This is a genomic window from Enterocloster alcoholdehydrogenati (assembly GCF_013282095.1).
Classification (GTDB): Bacteria; Bacillota; Clostridia; order Lachnospirales; family Lachnospiraceae; genus Enterocloster; species Enterocloster alcoholdehydrogenati.
This window is the reverse complement of record NZ_BLTJ01000006.1, coordinates 100826-125290: the sequence shown is the minus strand read 5'-3', so window position 1 is coordinate 125290 and position 24465 is coordinate 100826. Positions and strand designations below refer to the sequence as shown.

Here is a 24465-nt window from a genome sequence, read left to right as displayed (position 1 = left end):
CTTACTCTTTCATTTATCTCTTGTTATTCTCATGTCTTTTCATGTATCCTTCTTTTAGTTCCTTGCGGCGGCTAAAGGAGGCTCATGATGCCAAATTTGATACCTGGGCATCACAAACACTTAACCCTGAAAGACTGGCTCTATATCGAACACAGTTTAGATAACGGTAAATCTTTTCGAGAAATCGCAAAATTCCTTTGCAAAGATCCTTCCACCATCTCTAAAAAACTCTGGAATCGCGGCAGTTTCAATAATTCCTATAACTTCTGTATCCACCGTTTTTATTGTAAGAAGACCAATGCCTGCAGCAAACTGCTCGTCTGTGATATCAAATGCAAATCCTGTCATAAATGTAATCGCGTTTGCAGCAGTTTTGAACCGGAACATTGCCAACGAATCGAACGGGCTCCTTTTGTCTGCAGCGGTTGTTACAAACCCAGAAACAAATGCTCCATCCACAGCAAATATGACTACCACGCAAAAGCTACACAGCGACTCTATGAAGACTGCGTACTTCCTTCCGAGAAGGAATCAACCTGACAAGGAAGGCGCTCCATCTGATTGATCGCATTGTCACTCCTCTGATCGGACAGGGAGAGTCTCCCTACATGATCCTGACCAATCATCCCGAACTCAATGTGTCTAACCTTTTATTCCTACATCGACAATGGAATTCTCCTAAGTCGGAATGTCGACCTGAAAAGGAAAGTGAAGTTTAAAAAGCGAAAGCCCCATCAGACCCAGATCCGGGAGGTCTTGATCGGGCGCACCTTTGCTGATTTCAAAGGGGCTCATACAGACGAACTAGACTTTCGGGAAGTGGATACGGTCAAATCTGCACATGAATCCACGAAATGTATCCTGACTCTCTATTTCCCTCAAACACAGCTTCTGATCGACAGACTCGTGAACCTCTGTGCAGAAAGCGCTGTAAAGCTGTAATTTGAACGTCTGCAGAAGGCCTTGGGCCGCAGCATTGAATTTATGTTTCTCCTCCTGGTCGTCTTAACAGATCGCGGCGGTGAATTTGATGATCCGCAAAGCCTTGAGACGAATCGGCAGGAGAAGAGATAATGAAAAAACTGCAGCTCCGGTACGTTGCCCCTGACGAAGTAACGTTATCACCGAAGCTGCTGAAATAAAACCAATCAGTGAAAAACGCCGCAGGACACAGCAAACTTTCATTCTTTCATAGAAGCCTGTAAAAGTCAGTCTCAAAAATCCCCTTTCAGAGACTTGTTTGCCATATCGCAAAAACGATTATTTTCAATGATTTGTAGTTATCTTACCACAAAAACTCATGATTTCATATCTTTAAAATATAGGAAATATGATATTTTCAAGGCATATGTGGAATTTTTGTTTTGCATACGTAATTTACTTTTGAAATTCACGTATTTTTTTGTTCTGTGTGGTAGACTTCATTCTAGATACCTCTCTGTTCAATAAGATTTTTGCTAACCTGCCAATCAGTAGTTTTATTGTATTCTGAGGTATTTTTAATTTTCAACGTCCACATTTTAAATTATACAGGAAACGCCCTTATTACTAGTTCAAAGAATTTTCAATATCTTTATCTGTCCAATCCCATTCTGTATCAATATATGTGATGCCACCACATTTTTCATATGAAAACATTTCAAAGTCGACTGCGTGACGTACGATATCAATAGGTTTTGTATTACCTTCTTTTAAAATTAAATCTATAAAATATCTTTGTGGAACAAGAGGAACTTTGTTGAGTCTAATCTGCAATTTTCCATCAGACATTAGATTTACTTTTCTCTTTAGAGAAAAATTAGTATTAGAAGCAAAACAGTACATATTATCATCTTCTCTAATTAAATCCAATGCAAAATACGCATTGTGTATTTTCTCAAATACACGGTACTGCGCTTCAATAATAATATCGTCTCCCCTTTCAAACTGGTGACACACTTTTCCATCTGAATCAAATATTTGTATCTTTTCAAATACAACCTTATGATTACCTTCTCTATTAATAGTAACGTCTACATTTTTATTGTTTTCTTCTTCGTCTTTATCTTCCCTACGTTCCATTCCCATATACTGCAAATATTGTCTATGCACTTTTCTTGGTTCACCTTCTGCCTTGATTTTTCCATCTTCAATCCATATAGATCTTTCACAGATTGATTCAATTTGACCAAGTGCATGTGAAACAATCACAATCGTCGTTCCACTTTCTTTAATATCGCGTAACTTTTGAAAACATTTAGACTGAAAATTGGCATCCCCTACAGCTAATATTTCATCAATTAATAAAACGTCTGCATCTACATTAATTGCTACAGAGAATGCCAATCGCATATACATTCCAGAAGAATACGTTCTTACTGGGTTATCAATATAATCTTCTAATTCTGAAAAGGCTATTATTTTTTTTACTCTTTTATCTATTTCTTTTCTGGATAATCCAAAAATTGATGCGTTAATATAAATATTTTCGCGTCCACTCATATCAGGATGAAATCCGGCCCCTAATTCGATTAGGCTTGATACCCTTCCATTAATCTTTATTTCCCCTGTATCGGGATACATTATACGGGTTAAAAGCTTAAGCGTTGTACTCTTACCACAGCCATTTCTCCCAACTAATCCAATAGCTTCTCCCTTTTTTACTTTAAAACTAATTCCTTTTAATACCTCCCTGTTTTCAAATTTTCTTCTACTGCTATGAATAGCAAAATCCTTTAAATTATTGCTTCTATCCAAGTATACCTTAAAAGACTTAGTAATATTTTTAACCTCTATTGCATATTCCTGTTGCATTACATTACCTCCGCAAAGTGTTTCTTCAGTTTATCAAAAGAAATCCATCCTACTAATAACATGATACATCCCATTAAAGCCCCCAAAATAAAATCACTCATTTGAGGAGATTGCTTATAATAAAAAATATCCCTGTATGCCTCAATAATAGGAGTCATCGGATTTAAGTAAAATAATGTTCTCCATTTTTCAGGAACTTGATCTGCAGCATACATTACCGGACTCATAAATTGCCATGCTAAAACAACGATATTCAAAATATATTGTAAATCCCTAAAATAAACATTAATCGCTGAACAAAGCATTGTTAATCCAAACGCTAACAAAACCTCTTGAAAAACTACAACCGGAAAATATATCCATATAGCAACATTAATTCCCTTTCCTGAAACAATTAACACTGCTATCACCACCAAATATGTCAGTAACATATTAATCAACTGGCTAATTACATGAGATATTGGTAGCACTTCCCTTGGAAAATATATTTTATTTACCATATCTTTCTGCCCTGTAATACAAGTTGCCCCCCCAGATATGGACGCACTGAAAAATGTCCATGGAACAAGCGCGACAAATAAAAATAAATAATAATCTTCAACTCCTGCTCTCATAATCGTAGAAAAAACAAATGTATAAACAACTAATTGTAAAAGAGGACTCAAAAATGTCCATAAAAAGCCTAAAACGGAACCTTTATAACGTCCCTTTAAATCTCGGCGCACAAGACTAAATATCATTTCTCTATAAGCATACAACTCTTTTAATGTATTCATTTCTCATTCTCTCTCTCTAAGTTAAATATCTCTTTACATCTAGACTTGATAATTTCTGTGATTCTCTTCTCACCCAACCACTCAGTTATATATTTCTGAGCCCTTATTTTTATTTCATTGTAATAGGTAGAATCTTCATACAATTTTCTCAAATATTCTGCAGCCTGCTCCACATTTGGCTCTGCCCAGCAATTTCCCCTTTCATATGGCCATACATCGTCTTTTAATATTACTTTCTGATAATCAATCATACAGGCAACTTCACTATTCATAAATTCTGTGTTAGCTGAATAATCTGTAGCAACAACCGGAGTTCCCAAAGCCATGGACTCTGCTAATATTAAACCAAATCCTTCCGCTCTATGCAAAGATATATATACATCCATAAGTGAAATCATAGTATCCATTTCTAGCTTTGACAATGTTTTCTTAATAAAATACACATTGTAACCGGTCAGTTCTTCCTTCAATTGTTCTACATCTGTCTCTGTTGCATGATTAATCTTTATCACCAAGCCAACATCTCTATTATTGGGCCTAAAAGCAATCTTAAATGCATTTATACATCCCTGAGGATTCTTTCGTTCTGCAACACTATTTTTATCATATGCTACAAAAAAAAGGAACTTTTCTTCCGGCAGTCCAAAATATTTACGAGTTATTTGATTGTCTATTTTTACTTGTAGCCAATATGGAACTGTCTTTACTGGAATTTTAACCTTTTTTCTGATGCTGTTGCTGACAAATTCTGCTGGTGTCCATATCTCATCAATCATTCTCGTATATGGCACCCAGCTGTCTGGAAAATCCTCCAATTCCCACAACCAATACACAATATTATAATGCCTATCCCAAGATTTTTTTTTCAATTGATAAAAAGCATGGCAGAACTCATGAGCATTTATGTGAAAAATATTAATACTATACACTAATTTGGTGGAAAATAGCTTAAATTTTCTAGGACTTAGTTCCGATGAATACGGAAACACTTCATACATAATACCACTAGCATTGATAGCTCGTTCCAACAGCCGACAACTTTGTCCCAATCCAGAATTTTGTTGCATTGGGCCTATAAGATTTATTCCTCTCTTGAAAAATTGAGAATCATATTTAATTATATCAGATTGTTCCAAATATCTTGAAGACCTTGTTTGCCACCAGACTAATACTGATTCTGGCACTATTCTCTTAATTACCTTCTTTAATTGCTGCTTCATAGATCTCCCCAATTCTTTCCTCTATAATCCCTACAATCTGCTTCATGCTAAGCCTTTCTTCAATATATGCTTTGGCTCTTTCAGCCATTTCGTGTGCGTATTTAGGATCATGATACAAGCACCTCATATAGTCTGCTGCTTGCTCCACATCTGGCTCTGCCCAGCGATTTCCCTTTTTGAAAAGTCCCAAATCTTTTTTTAGTTCTACCAGCTGGCAGTCTACCAAGCAGGAAGTATCTGAAGTCATAAATTCTGTGTTGGAAGACCAGTTCGTTGCAATAGTAGGCGTTCCCAGCATCATTGCTTCTGCCAGAACCAATCCAAATCCCTCTGCCCGATGCAAAGATACCACTGCATCCACACAACGAATCAGACTGTTTACATGACTCCTGTCCATGATCTGAGAGATGAAAAATACATTAGGATAATCCTCCAGACTTTTTTTAAGAACATTAATTTCCTCATGTGTACAGTTGTTAATCTTAATCACCAGTCCTGCTTTGTCTTGTCTGGTAAAGGCCTTTTTATAAGCTTGTATTACTGCCTCAGGATTCTTTCTTTCTGTCATGCTGGTTCTGTCATACATCATGAGAAAGAGAAACATATCATCTGGAAGTCCAAACTCAGTTCTTTCATAAACCTGATCCATCCTCGTTTCTACATGGTATGGTACCGTTTTCACTGGAAGACTTGTTTTTTTACGGACTGCCTGGCTGATAAACTCAGACGGAGTCCAGATTTCATCAAGGCATCTGAAACAAGGGGTCCATTCTTCTGGAAATTCTTCTAATTCCCACAACCAAAAACCGATATTGTAGTGTCCATCCCACACACTATGTCCCAACTGCTGAAACGCAAGCCCCAGTTCATGAGGATTAATATGAATCAGATTTATATTATACGGAAGCTCACAACTGATTTTTCCAGCAAACTGCATATCTGTACTGGACATAATTCCTAACTGCTCATACTGGTACACGGAATATGGGATGCTACTCTTATCTAGTTCCGCAGCTACCAGTCGGCAACTCTGTCCCAGTCCTGTATCTGCCTTTATATTGCCAATGAGATTGACGCCGTCTTGAAAACGTTTTCTGTCAAAAGGCTTCAATGTTACCTTCAAAAGTTTTTGATGACTTTTTTTTATCACTCTCCCCTTCATGATGCGTAGCAACTCGTGGGGAAATATTTTTAGAAGAACCGGTTTTAAGTGGTCCGTTGTATTTACTACTATTTTTAACAGGCTCATTTTATTTTCCTATTCTTTCCTAATGCCTAATATCGGCCATACCCATCTGACCGTTCTCTGGTATACCCTTCATCCACCAATGTTGCCGTTGTTTGTCCTTCTGCCACACCTTCTGTGCTATCCTTCATAAAAAGTATTTTCACCGTCATGAAAATAAGTTTTAGATCCAGACGAAAAGAATAATTTTCAATATACATCAGATCTAGCTTCAGCTTATCATATGGTGTTGTGTTATATTTACCATATATCTGTGCGAAACCCGTAAGACCACCTTTTACTTTCAAACGGTAATCAAACTCCGGCATATATTCCCTATATTCCGCAGCGATCTGGGGACGTTCTGGTCTGGGACCCACCAAAGACATATCACCCTTCAAAATATTGAACAACTGCGGTAATTCATCCAGACGTACTCGGCGTATTACCCTGCCTACTGGCGTAACCCGTACATCTTTTTCTGCTGAAAGCCTAGCAATACCATCCTTCTCAGCATCCTTAATCATACTTCTGAACTTATAAACACAAAATTCCTTTCCTCCCATAGTAAGCCGGGTCTGCTTATGAATCACTGGAGCGCCATCCTGAATTAGAATTGCAAAAGCAGTCAATAGCATTAGCGGAGATGAAATTATAATACCTATCAGTGACAGTATAAGATCCATCGTTCGTTTCATTACCTTTTGCTCAAAGGTAAATCCCTGATTTCGCGCCAGCAGCAGGGGACTGTCAAATAAGTTTATGTCATCCGCTCCACGAAGCATGATATCTGAAATTTTCGGTAAAATATAAGTCCGTATGGAATGTTCAAAGCAATATTTTAAAATGTGGTTTCGCGCCTGGCAAGGAATATCACCAATAATCACGGAATCGTATTCTCTAATCCTGCCCGACACATATTCCATACCACGCTTTACATTCACCGTTTCACATATATTATATTTGTCATCTCTTGTACTGATTTTATTCATCAGTCCAAAAGCCGAACGTTCACCATAAATCAGTAGCATTTTTCTCGGCGGAAACATTTTTGAATAGAACCGCTGGAACAAGCTGGCCCACAGAACAATAACCACTATCTGTAATATCATCATGACGACCAAAGGAACAGCATTTACAAAATGGCGATCCAACAGACAGATCTGAATATATGTCACGGCATTTACACAAAAAAGAGCCAATATCTGCGAATAAATAATCTCTCCCTTTCTCAGATATCCAACTTTCAGTCCGCCATAAATGTGAACAAAGAAAAACAGAAGAACCCCATATAAAGCTACCATAAGCCAATTGCCTTTTCTAAAGAAGGGGAGTTCAATATTGCTGTTATAATGATATAGCCAGACAATCCAGTACAAAGACATCTGCAATGCAATAACCGTAAGAGAGGACATAAATTTAATTATACGTTTAAACTGTTCCCTCTGTTTCATAGAATCCTCCCTATTTCTATACATGATAAACCTCAATACAGTATAGCATTTAACTCTTTCAAGCGCAACTTTACAATGTCAATAAAAATTGGTTTTTATTTAATTATTTATTAATTTTGGTATATTATTCCTCATAAGTCAAAGGAACCGCAGTCCCTGGTATTATAGTGACTTCGGTTCCCTTTTTCTTTTTACGCCTATCTTTGTTTTTTACACCATAAAACTTCTTCGTATTCCTTCATCAGTTTAGAAAACAATGCTGTTTCCGAATAATATTTCTCAACACGCTTTCTCGCTCTTTTCCCCATATCAATCCGCTCCTGCGGATGTTCTGACATCCATTGTAATGCCTCTGCAAGCTGAGCTGAATCTTTCGGATTCACTGTTAATCCTGTCTCCTTATGAACACTGACCTCTGGTACTCCACTTTTTAAATTTGTATTTATGATGGGAATACCATAGGCCATTGCCTCCAGCTGGACAAGCCCAAATGCCTCACTTCGTTGAGTTGAAGGCAATACAAACACATCTGCATTTTTGTAACATTTCCTCAGCTGTTCATTTGTTACCTTTCCAAAAAAATTCACCCTGCTTTCTATATTGAGGTCATGGCATTTCCGCTTCATCTCTTCTTCCAAAATGCCATCTCCCACCACGGACAATCTTATATAGTATGGAAGCTGTTTTACTGCATCAATAAGAACAGAAATACCCTTATAGTACACGAGACGACCTACAAATAAAATATGAAGGTTTTCATTATTTCTTAAATAACCATTTTTTTCTAAATAAACCTTGCCATCTTGCAGAATATCTTCACTTACCGCAAAAGGCACCACATGACATTTATCCAAATAAGGTCTCAGATATTTTGACCCATCCGCCACTCCCTTTGCTCCAATAAAAATCACATCCGCACGTTTTAGAAACGCATTCATTACCGGCCGGTACAGAAACATCCATCTTTTCTGTTTTACAACATCACTGTGCCAGTATGCTACTACCTTACCTTTATACCCTGACAGCAAACAGGCCAAGTCTCCCAAAGGAAAAGGCATATGATAATGTACAATATCCACTCCTTTGGACATTTGTCTTAACTTCCAAATAAAAGAAATTGAAATTGGAACTGACGCGACAACCCCAAAGCTGCTGGCTCGATGAACTCGTACTCCATTAATTTGTTCCGTTATTCCTTTTCCCTTCTTCTGACATACCAGCACTTCCAGATCTGTTTTCTCATTCAGCCCTTCTGCTATAAGCTGCAATGTTTTCTCAATTCCGCCAACTTCTGGATAATATAGCTTGTTTACCTGAAGCACTTTTATTTTATCCATAAAAACACAAGCTCCTTTTAGTTTCAAAAAGCTTAGGAAACACCGCATTCTTCTCTGCCAGCCGCAATTCCCATCATAATCAAAAGCATCACTATCGGCATTACCATCGGAACGCTTATATTTACTACAGCCTGTACACAATAACAAATAACAGCAAATACGAAAGCCATTACTACCGGCGTTCGGTGTCCAATGTGAATCATACGAACCAAAGCCGTTCCCAAAAATGTCAGATAGGCTATAAGACCAATAATACCTATCGTCACCAAGTACTGCAAATATTCATTATGAACATTTTCGTACTTCTGATTTGTAATTTTCATCATATCTTCCCAAAAATTCTGAACAGTGATTACCCCAAAAGTATCCGGTCCATAGCCAAAAAGCTTGTGCACAATAGGAAAATCTTTATATATCTTCCAAGCTAGTTTCCAAACATAGCCACGGCCGGTTCCCCAGGTATCATCTAATACAAAATAATTGGCCGCCGCTCCATATCGTGCTCCATTTCCCATAAAATTAGCGTCATAGAGTACAAACAGAATCGCCGATACTCCCCCCAATACCAAAATCAACCATAAATATCTGTATAAATTAGTAGCTTTTGCTTTCTTTCCCTGTTGATCCAATTTTCGATTACGCAGATATGAAATTCCCGTCATTCCCCACAATACCAGCACCACAATCCAAAGCCCCGGGATTCGGGTAAAAAAATTAAAAATTCCACTGATTTCCTGCACTTTATCTCCCATTATGCTTTCAATCCAGTCGATAGTTAAAATAACTGTAAAAAATGTAGACAGAATAGCAACGTAGGCATTGATCCCCTTTCGATCCCCAAATAAGTATAGCGGTAGCAGTCCTAAAAGCGCAAACAATGTCAGATACGCGTTGTCACTGACTCCCATAATAATTGCCATAAACGCCAACGTCATACAGATATAATACCATATTTTCCGTTTTAGGTTCTTTTCAATCGCAAATAAAACAGAGCTTACTCCTATCGGCAACGCAAGATAAGAAGTGTACGTGTTGATATTCCCAAAAGTTGACACAAATATATTGTAATCGTCCGGTGAAATATTTTTTTTAAAACCAAGCGGATCCAAATTAAAGAAATGCAGGATTCCCAAGAAACAAACAATTACGCTTGTTCCTAAAAATACATCTATATACCATCTCTTAAAATTAAAACACCGTGTTACAAGAAAATAGCAGATTGTATACAATAGAATCAGAAACAAGCCACAATACCTCCCCTCATTTCCCCAAAAGGACTCGTAGACATATTCTGACTGCAACGTAGAAATGACTGCTGCTAATGCAAAAGCAATCATAGCCCAATCGACAATTTGCAAAGATGATACCTTTAAGTCGCCTCGAATCAGCTTAAGCGTTTCTCCGCCAAAATAAAGTTTATCACGTCGTATATAAATGATGGCCACTATAACGGTAAAAACAACCATTCCAATAACCATGGCACAATAATAATAGTATTTAACAACTAAAATATTAAAATAAAAATCCTGAAACACAAGGGGAAGTCCTACCAAAATCAAAAGAACAAAAATATCTACTATTCTGGAATTTTCCTTTCTCCAATCGCGTCTAAACTGCTCGATCTGAGCAGACAGGGGGTATGAACTTTGATTTTTATCCATGCTTAACCTCTTTTCGATTTTACTTCTGTGTGGTATATTAGCTTTCATGCTCTACAGTATACCATCTTGCCATTAAAAGCGCAACTTATAGGCGTAATTATAGCCCCTATTTGAAATTACGTAGCTTTCAGCAATTGTAAATAATTTCTGTTATCACAGTCAATTGGAGGCCTCTCGAAGAGATATACTCCGCACTTTTTCATTAAAGTGTTGGAAACAAGAGAATTAGTATCAGCAAAAATCAGAATAGCAGAGGAGGTCGCTAAGATGGCAAACAGACCCAAATATAACAAATATTTTCTTATCATATAAAATACTTATCTTTCTTAAAATTAACATTGTTTTACAAAAAGATTTTCTTAAATCACCTTCAACAGCTAAAATAAGCGTTACAGCCAGTATATTACTATATCAGTTATAACGTTTCCCCCTTATGCTATATTAAATCATTTTGCTTGTCATCTTTCTCACCAGCCTTACCAGTACCGTTGCTGCCGCCAGATTCTTCAAAGTCAAGGTTATAATTCTCGCCGTCAATTGCAACGGTTGTTTATTGGTTCTCATAGCGCCATCTTCTCCGTCGCTTTCTAAGTAATGCCCGTTGTTTCCGGACGTCTTATATGTGCCTGTTACACGCGCGCCATCTCTGTCATAGTATACCCATGTCCCCCCTCTTCTGCCCCGCCTATAGCTACCAAGGAAGTCAAGAGAGCGCCGACAGCGAGCATTGCTGCTGTTGAAAGTACAGCAACTAACTTTGTCTGCTTCTTCATAATGAACGCACTCTCCTTTTTGGTTTTGAAATACTTTTTGAAATTCCTTAATTGCATTGAGAGAAAATTATTTCGTCATTGTAATGTATACTAATTATATAATTACTAATTGTTTGATTAGCAGAAAAGGTGAACATATGTTTATTGGCAGGTCCAGAGAATTGGCAAAATTAGAATCGCTTTATAACAGTGATCATTTTGAATTTGCGGTATTTCATGGAAGAAGGCGCATAGGCAAAACCACTCTGATTAATGAATTTATTAAGGATAAACACGCCGTTTACTATATGGCTGTGGAGGGGACGGACGAAAAAAGAAAATCTGGCGGGTCTGCCAGAATCACCGTTAGCCGTCCACGCGGTATCAGCCCCTCAATTTAGTAATTTGAAGACCGGCTCCTATCTCATCCATTCTTCAGAGCCACATTGACCAGTGCTGGAAAACCAACCGTTTATTTCTAATTCTGCGCAGTTCTTCCATTAGCTTTATGGAAGAGCAGGTATTAGGCTATAAGAATCCGCTTTACGGGCTCCGAACGGTTCAGTTTAAACTACACCCATTTACATTTTTTGAAGAAAGCGGACGCGTGTTTGAGGATATTTGCCAGCAATATCTTTACCATCCTCAAATATACACCAAGCTCCCATTTTTACCCGGTAATACCGGAAGGTGGTGGGGAACGGATCCTGTCAAAAAAAGGCAGGAAGAAATCGATATTATGGCGATTCAGGATAATCAGGCATTATTGTGTGAGTGTAAATGGCGGAATGTACCTGTTAATATAGAAATTACAAAACAGTTATTAGACAGGGGCAAACTGTTCCATTATGATCAGATTTTCTATTTTTTATTTTCAAAGACCGGTTTTACGAAAGAGGTGTTAGAGTATCAAAAACAGGACAGTTCTCTTTTCCTCATACCCTTTGATAAAATATGCCTGTTGAAATGATCCATGCAAAAAAGACTGCTCCATTTAACAGGGCAGTCTTTTTACATATCATACAGTCATTGTGCTAGTTTTCAGCACTTGCTCCATTCCACACCCCATTAGAATCCACATAGTAGCCGTCTGGTGTAGTCTGGTCTTTTAGCATCCAGCCATCCTCGTTCAGGTAATACCACTTGCCATCAGGATCCTGATGCCAGCTATTTGTAAGATAGGTCCCATCTTCCTGCTTGAATTTCCATCCGGTATCGATCGGCTCCCATCCTTTTGCCATACCAGGACCAAGGTTTACAGTGTTCTTTTGAGTACTTGGCTTTCCATCCCATACGCCATTGGCATCTACATAGTAGCCGTCGGGGGTGATGTCATCGGTTTCCATATAGGTTCCAATATTCATGTAATACCATTTCCCATCTGTATCCTGAATCCAGGTTGCTCCGGCATAATGACCATTTTTCAAAATATAGTGCCAGCCTCCGGCATCCTGGTACCAGCCGGGCATATAGTTTGTTTTTTCACCATTGGCATTTACATATACTCCATCAGGAGTGATGGTATCTGCCAGCATAACACCGTTTTCATCCATATAGTAGGACTCATCATCTACGTTAAGCCAGCCATTGGTAACATAAGTTCCATCGGATTTGCGGTATTTTTTCTGATTGTTTTCCGTAACCCAGCCAGCGGTGATTGTTCCTTCATATGCTCCTGCATCTGATCCATCCACATTGATCAGATATTTACGGACTTCTGCTGGAAGAGTAGATGTGTCTACATTTCCTGGCAGATGAACCACGTCGATATATCGTTCATTGGTGGAAAGGTTTTTATTGTTGGTATAAAGTACAATACGAGTGGTAGGCTGTGCTCCTTCTGGAAGAGATGACCAGTTTTCTGGAATCCCCCATACACCATCGATATTTACCAGATCCGGCACCTGTCCCCAAGGCCGGGAATATGTCATGGGGTTAAACGTATATGCATAGTCATACCCCCTTCTGAGGATTACATCGCTTTCATTAATTGTGTTTCCCCCTACTAAGATGGCAAATGCCTGACCATCCCCGCAGTCTACCGGACGCCATTCAAACAGATATGCTCCGCAGCTTTCCATGGTAGTGGTATTGGCTGCAACAGCAGTGAACGCTGCAGAAATAGAAAGTGCCGCTGCCAATATGATAGCTTTCAGTTTTCTTTTAATCATTCAGGTATCCCTCCTTTTAAAATATAAAAGAAGAGCGCCGCAGCTAATAACAATATCAGCCACAACGCTCTCCCCCTAATTTTTAATTGTCAGTTTCCGTTTAAGGATTAGTCCTCAACGTAGTAACCAAGGATAGCGCCGCCCTTAGCAACTACGAACTGATAATCATTGCCGTCCTTGTTCTTGGACTTGCTGTCGATTACCTTACCGGAAGTATTTACTAAGAAGAACTCTTTTGCATCGGTACCAGCCTTGCCATCAGTACCTGTGATAACAGCGATCTCCTTAATATCATCAGTATCCTTATTGATACCAAGAGCATCAATATTTGCCTGAGTGATCTCCTGGCTTACAGAATAACCAGCATCCTTAACTGCATCAATGAAATCATCAGCATCATCCAGCTTAGCATAGCCCTTCTTATCAGCCTCATCTACATACTGAACAGCCTGATACTTCTCATCAGAGCCAGCTCTTACAAGCTTACCAGTCTGATAATACTTGTCATCCTTCTCGCCAGTCACACCAGCACCCTTGTTGCCGCCGGACTTCTCGAAGTAGAAGTTGTAGTTGTCGCCGTCAATGCTTACGCTGGTCTTGTTGGTTCTCATAGCGCCATCGTCGCCATCACCGAAGTAGTAGCAGTCATAGCCGTTAGCCTCATACCACAGAGCGCTCTCATCGAAACGATCCTCATCATCGAAAGGATGGCTGTCATCATCATCAGCCTTCACATCTAAGCTGCCTGTGCCCTCACCCTTGATGAACTTCAGGCCACTGATCATACGGCCATCGTTTCTGAATGCGTACTTCTTGCCATTGATGGTCTTGAACTCACCTGCATACAGGTTGCCGCTTCCATCTGCATAGTACCATGCATCCTCATCATCATTATACTTGTCATAGTTCAGGTACTCAGCTGCTACTACCTTGAACCAGCCCTTGCTTACGCGAGAACCATCCTCAACGCTGTTGAAGTATCTCCACTCCTTAGCGTACTGAGCTGCTACACTGTTAGTAGAGGAGGAGCTGTTGCCAGTTCTTACACCGTTATCAGATGCAGACTCAACATCCAGAGACCACTCTGCTGTCATAGCACCGTACTGATCGAACTCGTACTTCTTACCATTGATAGTCTTGCTCTTCTGAACATCACCGTCAGAAGCCTTAACCTTCTTACCATTGGACTGGAAGTAGAACCAACGGCTCTGATCCTCATCCTCGTTGAATACAGGAGCGATCTCGTAATCATTGGTTGCCTCATCGTATGTAATGTCCATCTGTAACCAGCCAGTGGTCATTGCACCGTCATCCTCGCCGCCGAAGTAGTAATCGCCTTCCTTGAAGCCATCACCATCTGTATTGTCAATGCGCTCTGCGTTGTCTGCGGAAACCCAGCCGTACAGCATCTTGCCTTCCTCATCGAAAGCATACTTCTTGCCGTTTACAGTCTTCAGAGCTACGCTTGAATTATCACCATTCTTCAGAGCCTTACCATTAGCCTGGAAGTAGTACCAGTAATGCTCTGGCTCGTTGTCCTCACCAGCATCCTCGTTCTCAATAGCAACCCACTGATTAGAAGCCATAACGCCGTTTACATCTACGTAGTAGTAGTTGTCGCCGTCCTCGATGAGCTGATCTACTGCCATCTCACCGTCGCTGTCTAAGTAATACCAGTTGTTTCCGGACTTCTTCCAGGTATCGGTTGCTCTCTCGCCGTCTTTGTCATAGTATACCCATGTGCCATCCTCTTCTGCCCAGCCTGTAGCTGCGAAGGAAGTCATGGAAGCGCCGATAGCGAGCAGTGCTGCTGTTGAAAGTACAGCAACTAACTTTGTCTGCTTCTTCATAATGAATGCACTCTCCTTTTTGATTTTGAAATACTTTTTGAAATTCCTTAATTGCATTACGAGTAGATTATACTTCCGATAAGGAAAATTATCAATACTTTTTTTGCATTTTTTGCATTTTTTCCTGTTTTTTAGGAATATTGACATTTCCCGGATGAATAACCAGCTCCATCACATGAAATAGTATATTATAAATTCCGAAAAAAAGCCATAACATTTACCTGTGCATTTTCTTACATAATTATTACAAAAGTATTGAATGTGACCCTTTTTGTACTTATATCAGTACATGAATCAGAGGGTTCAGAGATGGAAAACGGTTTCCTGCTCTGGGAGTTATTTCTGCCGCCTGCTTTGTATCAAAATTAAGCGGCAGGCTCAAACCAGGCAGATCCGACAGGGCATATTGCTTGTCACATTGGCCGGGGCTTTTTTCTTTTAAAATTATCATTTTATAATTGACAGTGACCGCAAAGGGATTTACTATATTACTATCAAACATCTATTTTCAGACGATTGTGTTGAAAGGAGAAGGAATATGAGACGTTTTACGAAAACTGCGGCTGCTTTGGGGTTGGCGGCTGTGCTGGGAGCCGGATCCGCTTTTATGGGACTGGCAGATGTGACTACTTCGGTGAACCCGGTGGCTACCTCCCGGAAAACGGGATGGGTAGATGTTCAAAACAAGTGGTATTATTTTGATTCCAATGGAAATCCTGTGAAGAACCAGTGGGTTCAGGATGGCGCGAACCGCTACTGGATGAAGGACAACGGAGAGATGGCAAAACAGTCCTGGGTCAGCACGGACGGCCAGTGGTACTGGGTCAACGCTCAGGGAGCACAGGCTTCTAATATCTGGGTTGAAAGCGGCGATCTGTGGTATTATATGGGCGGCGACGGACGGATGATGAAAAATGCCTGGATGGATTATAATGGAAAACGGTTTTATCTGACCGAAACGGGAGCTGCGGCTACCGGCTGGAAGGAGTTAGGCGGACAGTGGTATTTCTTCAATGATTCAGACTGCAGTATGGCCAGGGATACTATGGTGGGACAGTACCGGGTAGATACCGATGGCGTCTATATACCGTAAGATATAAAAAGAACCGCCGGCTCCATTTTTGCGGAACCGGCGGTCTTTTTATATCCGTTGATACAGAAATGATATCTCAGGAAGTTATCAGTATGGGTGGTGATTACTTCAGAGTAACCTTTGCTCCCTCTGCCTCTAACTTGGTCTTGATATCCTCTGCCTCTTCCTTGGAAGCGCCCTGCTTTAATACCTTTGGTGCGCCGTCTACAACGTCCTTAGCTTCCTTCAGGCCAAGACCGGTAGCTTCACGAACAACCTTGATAACCTTAACCTTGTTAGGACCAACCTCAGTCAGCTCTACGTCAAACTCTGTCTTCTCCTCAGCTGCTGCTGCGCCAGCGCCTGCTGCTGCAACTACAACACCTGCTGCTGCAGATACGCCAAACTCTTCCTCACATGCCTTTACTAACTCGTTCAGTTCTAATACGGATAATTCCTTGATAGCTTCGATAAACTCAGCGGTTGTTAACTTTGCCATTTTAATTTCCTCCTGTTTATTATTTAATATCGATTATATGGTCTTTTTCTCAGGCAGCAAAACTTATGCCTCTGCTGCGCCACCGTTCTTTTCTGCGATCTGATTGAGAACGCGTGCCAGATTGGTGATTGGGGACTGGATGCTTCCAAGCAGCTTGCCAAGAAGGATCTCTCTGGATGGGATCGTAGCGATCACCTGAGTACCAGCCTGATCATAGTAAGTTCCGTCTACTACGGAGCCTTTCAGTTCCAGATTTGGAGCTGTCTTTGCGAACTCAGCCAGGATTCTTGCAGGAGCGGTTGCATCTTCCTTGGATACTGCAAGAGCAGTAGGTCCTTCCAGATGCGGATCCAGAGCTGCAAACTCTGTTCCTTCTGCGGCACGCTTGATCAGGGTATTCTTGTATACCTTGTAAGACACGCCAGCTTCTCTTAACTGCTTACGCAGCTTTGTATCCTGCTCTACTGTCAGACCACGGTAGTCAACTACGACTGCTCCGCAGGCGCCGTCCAGCATAGCCTTGATCTCGTCTACGATTGGCTGCTTTAATTCAACTTTTGCCATGAATGGTTTACCTCCTTATAGTATTTGCGCATTGAAAACCATAGCATGGGAACGGATATAAAAAACCTCCCTGCCGCAGGGACAGAGAGGATGCAAAATCTCACTTAGAGTTTTGTATGTTCCTCGGCAGGCGATAACACTTACACCTTACGGTACCTGCTGTCTTCGGGCATTCAACACTTGTATTAAGATAGCACATTTGCTTTTAAATGTCAACTGATTTTAATATGATTTTTCCAGCATAGAATGGAGCATTCCATGAAATCTAAAAACAGCGGGACCGCAAACTGCGATTCCCGCTGTGATTTTATATTCTGGACTCCAAATTAGTTGGAAAGCTTTGCCACGTTCAGCTTTACGCCAGGACCCATAGTGGATGTAAGAGCTACGCTCTTTAAGTATGCGCCCTTTACGGTGCTTGGCTTTGCCTTTAAGATAGCGTCCATAAGCGTCTGGAAGTTGTCCGCTAACTGCTCCTCGGTAAAGGAAGCTTTTCCTACTGGCACATGGATAATATTTGTCTTGTCAAGTCTGTATTCGATCTTACCAGCTTTGATATCGTTGATCGCCTTGGTTACGTCCATGGTTACGGTACCAGCCTTGGGGTTTGGCATTAAGCCCTTGGGTCCAAGTACGCGGCCCAGACGGCCAACAACGCCCATCATGTCAGGAGTTGCTACAACAACATCGAAGTCCAGCCATCCTTCGTTCTGGATCTTCGGGATCAGTTCCTCAGCTCCTACATAGTCAGCGCCTGCTGCCTGTGCTTCGTCAGCCTTTGGTCCCTTAGCGAATACAAGGATACGAACAACCTTGCCGGTTCCGTGAGGAAGTACAACAGCGCCGCGGATCTGCTGATCAGCGTGACGTCCGTCACATCCTGTTCTGATATGAAGCTCTACAGTCTCGTCAAATTTTGCAGAAGCGTTCTTCTTAACGATAGAGATAGCGTCTGCTACGTCATAAAGTGCAGCGCGGTCTACGTTCTTCATGGCCTCTGCATATCTTTTTCCTGATTTCATTTAAAATAACCTCCTAGTGGTATTGACGGGGAATCTCCCTCCCACGTTCTCTGTTGCAAATACAACGGGTATTCCTGATTACTCCTCGATGGTAACGCCCATACTTCTTGCTGTACCGGCTACCATGCTCATAGCAGCTTCCAGGCTTGCAGCGTTTAAGTCAGGCATCTTTGTCTCTGCGATCTTCTGCAGGTCAGCCTTCTTTAATACAGCAACCTTGGTCTTGTTAGGAACACCAGAACCGCTCTTGATGTTGCAGGCCTTCTTGATCAGAACGGCTGCCGGCGGAGTCTTTGTGATGAAGCTGAAACTTCTGTCAGCGTATACGGTGATAACTACAGGGATGATCATGTCACCCTGATCTGCTGTTCTAGCATTGAACTCTTTGGTGAACTGTACGATGTTTACACCGTGCTGACCAAGAGCCGGACCAACTGGCGGAGCTGGTGTAGCCTTGCCTGCTGGAATCTGTAATTTGATATATCCTGTTACTTTCTTTGCCATCTTAGGCACCTCCTAAAATCATGTGGTATTGTCGGGAATCTCCCTCCCACCAGCTTTCGCGCCTGCAAAAGCTGATCTTCCTGTCTGTTACACGAATCTGCTTACATTTTTCTGATTTCAGCAAATCCCAGCTCGACCGGTGTCTCACGGCCGAACATCTCTACGTTAATGGTGATGGTCTGCTTACTGTCGTTGATCGCCTTGATGGCGCCTACCGTATCTTTCCATGCACCGGAGATAACGGTTATCATATCTCCTACTTCAAAGTCGACTAAGACATCTGTCTTAACGAAGCCCAGACTTGCCATCTCTTCTTCTGTCAGAGGAACCGGTTTGGAGCCCGGACCAACAAAGCCTGTCACGCCGCGGGTATTGCGTACTACATACCATGTATCATCATTCATGACCATGTTGATCAGTACATAACCTGGGAACATCTTTTTGTCGGCTTTCTTCTCCACGCCGTTTTTCAGCTCTACTACAGGGAGCATGGGCACAGACACTTCCAGGATCTGATCCTGAAGATTTCTGTTTTCGATGGTCTTTTCGATATCGACTTTGACTTTGTTCTCATAACCTGAGTAGGTATGGACTACATACCAATGTGCTTCTGACATACAATCACCCTCGCCTTTGAATTAAAGAATAAAACTTAAACCGAACTTTATGACCATATCCAGTACGCCGATGAGAGCGCCCAAGAAAATGGACATCGTTACCACTGCAGCTGTCTGCCTGGCTACGGTTTCCTTGTCAGCAAAGACGATCTTCTTGTACTCGTTTTTCAGGCCCTTGAAAAAGCTTGGCTTTTTCTCGTGCTTAGCCGTTTTCTTGTCAGCCCTGGCCGCTTTTTCTGTGGTTTCTACAGCTGAATTCACTGTATTCTCTTCCATAATTTCACGTCCTTTACTGAACAGGATTACTTTGTTTCCTTGTGTAACGTATGTCTCTTGCAGAATCTGCAGTACTTCTTTGTCTCCATGCGGTCGGGATGAGTTTTCTTATCCTTCGTCATGTTGTAGTTACGCTGCTTGCATTCCGTACATGCCAGTGTGATTTTTGTGCGCACGACTTCCACCTCCATATAAATTATCGTAAATCGTTTGTTTTGCTCCAGGTCTCATTTTTGAGCATAAAAAAAAGACCTGTCTTCCATTCGCCCGTATACTATAACACAAAAATCACGGGTTCGTCAAGAGGATGAGAGGCCTTTTTTGCCTATCTTCCTGAACCAATGCAGATCACGGCAAAGGCTACTTTTTCAGCTCCCGCGCTTTTAAGCGCTCTGGCACAGGCTTCCATGGTGCTGCCTGTGGTGTAGATATCGTCGATCAGTAGAACGGTATGAATGCCGGGAGGCAGTCGGGCACAGTCGAAGGCCTGCTCCAGGTTTTTCAGGCGGGCAGCGGGATCTAAGGATTTTTGGGGAAGTGTTTTCTTTATCCGTTTCAGAAAACCGTTTTCCAGGGGGATACCCGTTTTACGGGCGATGCGGGCAGCCAGCTCTTCCGCCTGGTTGAAGCCGCGTTTTTTCAGGCGGCTGGGGTGGACGGGAATGGGAATGATGCAATCGGGAGAAAGGCGTGAAATGGCCGGGGCGAAGCGGCGAAGCATGGCTTCTGCATAGAAGTCCAGATACTCCCGGCAGCCGTGGTATTTAATCCGCGCCATGGAACGGCCGGCGATCTCGTTGTAATTGATAAGAGCCATACCAAAGCGGAAGGATCGGTCGTGTTTTGTGCAGTCATAGCAGTATTCCACGGTATCGCTTACTACCTCTTTGCCGCAGCATTTGCAGACAGGGCGGCGGACCCAGGCCAGCTTTTCCATACAGCCCGGGCAGATCAGACGCCCCCTGGGCAGGACGATCCGGGAGCATACGGGACAACGGCGGGGATACAGAAGATCCAGAAAACCGGTGTACAGCCGGGCTACAGATATTATTCGGGGCATGATACCTCCTTATAGATTTCCTCGATACGGGCCTTCAAGCCGGAACAGCGTTCCTGTTCCGCAGAGTTTGAGGCCATACTGTAAAATGCGTCCGGCCGCCCCACCAGACAGACGCAGGAGCGCGCTCTGGTGACAGCCGTATAAAGCAGATTGCGGGTCATAAGCATCCGCGGGCCTGAATACATGGGAATGATCACAGCCGGGTACTCGCTACCCTGGGATTTATGGATAGTGATTGCATAGGCCAGTTCCAGTTCTTCTAACTGTTTAAAGCTGTATTCCACCATTTTCCCCTCGTCAAATTCTACAGTGAGAATCTCGGCAAACTCGTTGATCTCGCGGATGATTCCCATGTCGCCGTTGAACACGCCGGCACCTTTATCTGTGGGGATGCCATAGCTGCTGCGGGTCTCCCATTCCAGCTGATAGTTGTTGCGGATCTGCATTACCTTATCCCCGGTGCGGTAGATGATGCCACCGGCTTCCCTTTCCTTTTTTTCCGGCGACGGCGGGTTTAAATGCTCCTGCAGGATCTGGTTCAGCCGCTCTACCCCTAAGGCTCCTTTGCGCATGGGAGTCATGACCTGGATTTCATCCGGCTCTGCGCGGACGTAGCCGGGCAGTTTTTTCTGTATAAGAGTGATCGCAGCGCTTATAACGGCGTCGGGATGATCACGGCGGATAAAGAGAAAATCCCTGCTGCGCCTGGAAAGGTCTACATCCTCTCCCTCGTTGATCCGATGGGCGTTTACAATGATATCGCTCTGGGCCGCCTGGCGGAAGATGTGCGTGAGCTTTACTACATTGAAGCAGCCGGAGTTTATAATGTCCTTAAGCACATTCCCGGGGCCTACGCTGGGAAGCTGATCTGTGTCTCCTACCAGGATGAGACGGGTCCCCACGTTGACCGCCCGCAGCAGAGAATGCATCAGACTTATATCTACCATGGACATCTCATCAATAATGATTACGTCAGCATCCAGAGGATTTTCCTCGTTGCGGTCAAAGCGCATACCGGCGGTGGATGAACTGCTGCTTAAGGAACCGTTTCCAGAAGCAGCCATACCGATGGGAACCAGCTCCAGCATACGGTGGATCGTCCTTGCTTCCCAGCCAGTGGCCTCTGTCATCCGCTTGGCAGCCCGGCCGGTAGGCGCTCCCAAAAGAATCTCCATGCCTTCGGCTTCAAAATATCGGATGATGGTGTTGATAGTGGTGGTCTTTCCGGTTCCGGGGCCTCCGGTGATAACAAGCAGACCGCTGTTAACGGCCTCAAAGACTGCTTTTTCCTGAAGCTCATCCAGGTGAATGTTCTCTTTTTGCTGAATTTTCATGAGATTGTCCCGGATCTCCGTTTCAGGAATATCGCCTCGGATATTTAAATCATGGAGCATACGGGCTGCGTTCAGTTCCAGATAATAATAATGGGCAGAATAGACCAGGGGATCTGAACAGCCGCCTTCATCTGAAGAAACCGGCATTTTTACAACCAGCTTCCGATCGATCTGCATATCCATCAGATGCTTGTCCATGGTCTCAGGAGCTACTTTCAAGAGCTCGGAGGCCTGGCGGAAAAGTTCGCTTTTGGGAAGGTATGTATGACCGTTTGCGGAGGCCTGAAGAAGAACGTAGAGGATACCGGCCCGGACACGGTAGTCGGAATCGGTGAAAATCCCCGACTTCTGCGCGATCTCGTCTGCCATTTTAAAGCCTACGCCAGGAATATCGTCTGCCAGACGGTAGGGATTTTCCCTGATAATGCCGTAGAGCTTTGGGCCGTATTCCTGATAGATCTTGGCAGCCAGGTTCAGGGTGATACCATAGTTTTGAAGAAACATCATAGCCTGGCGCATCTCTTTTTTGTCCTGAACCTGCTCTGCAATAGCCATGGCCATTTTCTCGCTGATGCCCTTGATCTCAGAGAGGCGTTCCGGCTCTTCTTCCATAATACGGAAGGTGTCGGCTTTGAAGCGCCGGACAATCCGGGCAGCCATGGCCGCGCCGATGCCTTTGATGGCCCCGGAACCTAAGTAGCGCTCCATGGAAGCGGCATCCTCCGGGTTCTTCAGTTCGTAGCTTTCGATCTGGAGCTGCTCGCCGTAAACCGGGTGCTCTGTCATATGTCCGCTGGCCTGGATCATGTCACCCTCTGCGGCATAGGAAAGAACCCCTACCATTACCACCTCGTCACCATCGCTCTGGTCGGTAACTGTCATAATGGTGTAACCGTTTTCCTCATTGCGGAATTTGATTTTTTCAATAAATCCTGTAATGGTTGCCATCGCGGGAAACACCGCCCTTTCTGTGATAGTATGCTGCCGTCTTTTATCCAAAACGCCGCCCATCTGCCGATGAGACGCTATCATGCTTTGATGAAAAAGAACCCGGCCGTAAAACCGGGTTCTTCATTTTAGTAGTCTTCTCTCTCTTTGCTGCCGGCAATTCCCATGGACGCTTCCAACGCGGAGGTCATACCGTGGGCAAACTCGATGAATTTACCGGTGCCGATTGCTACAGCAGTAAGAGGATCGTCAGCGATCACGGTTGTGATGCCTGTCTTTTCTTCGATCAGAGCATCCAGACCGCTTAAGAGGGAGCCGCCGCCAGTCATCACGATGCCGCGGTCAAAGATATCGGCTGCCAACTCAGGCGGAGTGCGCTCTAAGACATTGTGTACCGCATCTACGATCTGAAGAGCCGGTTCTCTCAACGCTTCCAGCGTCTCATCCGAGGTAACCACGATGGTCTTTGGAAGACCGGTCACAAGATTTCGGCCCCTGACTTCCATGGTCAGAACCTCTGGACGGCGGTAGGCCGCTCCGATATTGATCTTGATCTCCTCTGCGGTACGTTCACCGATCAGAAGATTGTGTTTCTTTCTCATGTAGCGGACCAGAGCTTCATCAAAATCGTCGCCGGCAGTCTTAATGGAGGTGCTGACAACAGGGCCTCCCAGGGAGATAACAGCGATATCCGCCGTACCGCCTCCAATATCAACAATCATATTTCCGCAGGCTTTTCCAATGTCAATACCCGCGCCGATAGCTGCTGCTACAGGCTCCTCGATGATGGCTACCTCACGGGCTCCTGCCTGATAGGTCGCATCCTCCACCGCCTTTTTCTCCACTTCCGTAGCGCCGCTGGGAATACATACGCTGATCCGCGGCTTTCTTAACGTACGTTTGCCAATGGCTTTGTTGATGAAATATTTCATCATCTTTTCCGTAATGGTGTAGTCAGAAATAACACCCTGGCGCAGCGGACGGACAGCTACGATATTGCCGGGGGTACGTCCGATCATCAGACGGGCTTCCTCTCCGATTGCCATGATCTTGTTGGTATCGCGGTCAATGGCTACTACGGACGGTTCTTTTAATACAACGCCTTTTCCTTTAATATATACAAGGATACTGGCTGTTCCTAAGTCGATTCCAATGTCATTGGACATCATTGAAAACATATGAATATTTCCTCCTCATCTCCAGGTGTGGTGCGGCGCATAGCCGCAGGGCAGGCAAAAACAGCCCGGTGTCAGGCCCCTTTTTACAGGCCGGACGGAAGGCTGTGGGTAATTGATTTTACATTTCTTTTATTATATACAATATTCCCGAG

The 24465-nt window shown here is 43.0% G+C and carries 23 protein-coding genes, 2 pseudogenes and 1 other annotated feature; of the genes and pseudogenes, 5 read left to right on the top strand and 20 right to left on the bottom strand.

The genetic code is table 11. The features are described from left to right. Positions 1-84 precede the first annotated feature (84 nt). Together HW447_RS18385 and HW447_RS17990 are read left to right on the top strand one after the other, a co-directional pair. A complete protein-coding gene (locus HW447_RS18385) occupies positions 85-540 on the top strand; it encodes a helix-turn-helix domain-containing protein (protein ID WP_308464084.1) in 456 nt (151 codons plus the stop codon). A 168-nt stretch (positions 541-708) separates the two neighbouring features. Next, on the top strand, positions 709-942 hold the full coding sequence (locus HW447_RS17990) for a hypothetical protein (RefSeq protein ID WP_243176251.1): 234 nt from the start codon (positions 709-711) through the stop codon (positions 940-942). 606 nt (positions 943-1548) lie between these two features. On the opposite strand, the gene HW447_RS08555 is transcribed toward HW447_RS17990, so the two are convergent. The 8 genes and pseudogenes from HW447_RS08555 to HW447_RS08520 all read right to left on the bottom strand — a co-directional run. Continuing rightward, complete coding sequence (locus tag HW447_RS08555) at positions 1549-2793, bottom strand: ABC transporter ATP-binding protein (RefSeq protein ID WP_176254897.1); 1245 nt, start codon at positions 2791-2793, stop codon at positions 1549-1551. Further along, positions 2793-3569 carry an ABC transporter permease gene (locus tag HW447_RS08550; protein WP_176254896.1) on the bottom strand — a complete coding sequence of 259 codons (777 nt, stop codon included), beginning with the start codon at positions 3567-3569 and terminating at the stop codon, positions 2793-2795. The genes HW447_RS08555 and HW447_RS08550 overlap by 1 nt, the downstream gene beginning before the upstream one ends. Continuing rightward, positions 3566-4789, bottom strand: a complete 1224-nt coding sequence (locus HW447_RS08545) for a glycosyltransferase family 4 protein (RefSeq protein ID WP_176254895.1) — start codon at positions 4787-4789, stop codon at positions 3566-3568. The genes HW447_RS08550 and HW447_RS08545 overlap by 4 nt, the downstream gene beginning before the upstream one ends. Further along, the gene (locus tag HW447_RS08540) at positions 4761-6038 is read right to left on the bottom strand and encodes a glycosyltransferase family 4 protein (RefSeq protein ID WP_176254894.1); all 1278 of its coding nucleotides are present in this window, start codon (positions 6036-6038) and stop codon (positions 4761-4763) included. Before HW447_RS08540 ends, HW447_RS08545 begins: the two co-directional genes overlap by 29 nt. Before the next feature lie 26 nt (positions 6039-6064). Next, positions 6065-7468, bottom strand: a complete 1404-nt coding sequence (locus HW447_RS08535; protein WP_176254893.1) for an exopolysaccharide biosynthesis polyprenyl glycosylphosphotransferase — start codon at positions 7466-7468, stop codon at positions 6065-6067. Between the two features lie 197 nt (positions 7469-7665). Continuing rightward, on the bottom strand, positions 7666-8805 hold the full coding sequence (locus HW447_RS08530) for a glycosyltransferase (protein ID WP_176254892.1): 1140 nt from the start codon (positions 8803-8805) through the stop codon (positions 7666-7668). 32 nt (positions 8806-8837) lie between these two features. After that, positions 8838-10466 carry an O-antigen ligase family protein gene (locus tag HW447_RS08525; protein ID WP_176254891.1) on the bottom strand — a complete coding sequence of 543 codons (1629 nt, stop codon included), beginning with the start codon at positions 10464-10466 and terminating at the stop codon, positions 8838-8840. A gap of 573 nt (positions 10467-11039) precedes the next feature. Then, a pseudogene (locus HW447_RS08520) lies at positions 11040-11239 on the bottom strand (argininosuccinate lyase); the annotation flags it as partial. A gap of 137 nt (positions 11240-11376) precedes the next feature. Between HW447_RS08520 and HW447_RS18515 the strand changes: the two are divergent. Together HW447_RS18515 and HW447_RS17865 are read left to right on the top strand one after the other, a co-directional pair. After that, a pseudogene (locus HW447_RS18515) lies at positions 11377-11527 on the top strand (ATP-binding protein); the annotation flags it as partial. Between the two features lie 199 nt (positions 11528-11726). Then, positions 11727-12188 carry a DUF234 domain-containing protein gene (locus HW447_RS17865; protein WP_207714799.1) on the top strand — a complete coding sequence of 154 codons (462 nt, stop codon included), beginning with the start codon at positions 11727-11729 and terminating at the stop codon, positions 12186-12188. Between the two features lie 64 nt (positions 12189-12252). Here HW447_RS17865 and HW447_RS08510 read toward each other — a convergent pair whose 3' ends face one another. Further along, complete coding sequence (locus HW447_RS08510) at positions 12253-13389, bottom strand: choline-binding protein (protein ID WP_176254890.1); 1137 nt, start codon at positions 13387-13389, stop codon at positions 12253-12255. Between the two features lie 107 nt (positions 13390-13496). After that, entirely contained in the window at positions 13497-15239 is a 1743-nt protein-coding gene (locus tag HW447_RS08505) for an argininosuccinate lyase (RefSeq protein ID WP_176254889.1), read from the bottom strand. A 538-nt stretch (positions 15240-15777) separates the two neighbouring features. Here HW447_RS08505 and HW447_RS08500 point away from each other — a divergent pair. Beyond that, positions 15778-16332 carry a hypothetical protein gene (locus HW447_RS08500; protein ID WP_176254888.1) on the top strand — a complete coding sequence of 185 codons (555 nt, stop codon included), beginning with the start codon at positions 15778-15780 and terminating at the stop codon, positions 16330-16332. A gap of 103 nt (positions 16333-16435) precedes the next feature. Here the strand turns inward: HW447_RS08500 and rplL are convergent, their stop codons facing one another. From rplL to mreB, 10 genes are all read right to left on the bottom strand, one after another. Continuing rightward, positions 16436-16810 carry a 50S ribosomal protein L7/L12 gene (rplL, locus tag HW447_RS08495; protein WP_066550292.1) on the bottom strand — a complete coding sequence of 125 codons (375 nt, stop codon included), beginning with the start codon at positions 16808-16810 and terminating at the stop codon, positions 16436-16438. 63 nt (positions 16811-16873) lie between these two features. After that, positions 16874-17374 carry a 50S ribosomal protein L10 gene (gene rplJ / locus HW447_RS08490; RefSeq protein ID WP_176254887.1) on the bottom strand — a complete coding sequence of 167 codons (501 nt, stop codon included), beginning with the start codon at positions 17372-17374 and terminating at the stop codon, positions 16874-16876. A 50-nt stretch (positions 17375-17424) separates the two neighbouring features. Continuing rightward, positions 17425-17561: a sequence feature (ribosomal protein L10 leader region), on the bottom strand. A gap of 139 nt (positions 17562-17700) precedes the next feature. Further along, on the bottom strand, positions 17701-18396 hold the full coding sequence (rplA, locus tag HW447_RS08485; RefSeq protein WP_176254886.1) for a 50S ribosomal protein L1: 696 nt from the start codon (positions 18394-18396) through the stop codon (positions 17701-17703). Positions 18397-18474: 78 nt separating this feature from the next. Continuing rightward, positions 18475-18900: a 50S ribosomal protein L11 gene (gene rplK, locus HW447_RS08480; protein WP_002566637.1), complete on the bottom strand. Its 426-nt coding sequence runs from the start codon at positions 18898-18900 to the stop codon at positions 18475-18477. Between the two features lie 101 nt (positions 18901-19001). Next, positions 19002-19517 carry a transcription termination/antitermination protein NusG gene (gene nusG, locus HW447_RS08475; protein WP_176254885.1) on the bottom strand — a complete coding sequence of 172 codons (516 nt, stop codon included), beginning with the start codon at positions 19515-19517 and terminating at the stop codon, positions 19002-19004. Between the two features lie 21 nt (positions 19518-19538). Continuing rightward, positions 19539-19793 (bottom strand): preprotein translocase subunit SecE, encoded by a 255-nt coding sequence (gene secE, locus HW447_RS08470; RefSeq protein ID WP_176254884.1) that lies wholly within the window; start codon positions 19791-19793, stop codon positions 19539-19541. Between the two features lie 26 nt (positions 19794-19819). Next, positions 19820-19984 (bottom strand): 50S ribosomal protein L33, encoded by a 165-nt coding sequence (gene rpmG / locus HW447_RS08465; protein WP_278284752.1) that lies wholly within the window; start codon positions 19982-19984, stop codon positions 19820-19822. 134 nt (positions 19985-20118) lie between these two features. Then, positions 20119-20853 carry a ComF family protein gene (locus HW447_RS08460; protein ID WP_176254883.1) on the bottom strand — a complete coding sequence of 245 codons (735 nt, stop codon included), beginning with the start codon at positions 20851-20853 and terminating at the stop codon, positions 20119-20121. After that, positions 20841-23135, bottom strand: coding sequence for an SF1B family DNA helicase RecD2 (gene recD2, locus HW447_RS08455; protein WP_176254882.1), 2295 nt, complete (start codon positions 23133-23135; stop codon positions 20841-20843). The genes HW447_RS08460 and recD2 overlap by 13 nt, the downstream gene beginning before the upstream one ends. A 128-nt stretch (positions 23136-23263) precedes the next feature. After that, positions 23264-24313, bottom strand: coding sequence for a rod shape-determining protein (gene mreB, locus HW447_RS08450; protein ID WP_176254881.1), 1050 nt, complete (start codon positions 24311-24313; stop codon positions 23264-23266). Between the last annotated feature and the right edge of the window lie 152 nt (positions 24314-24465).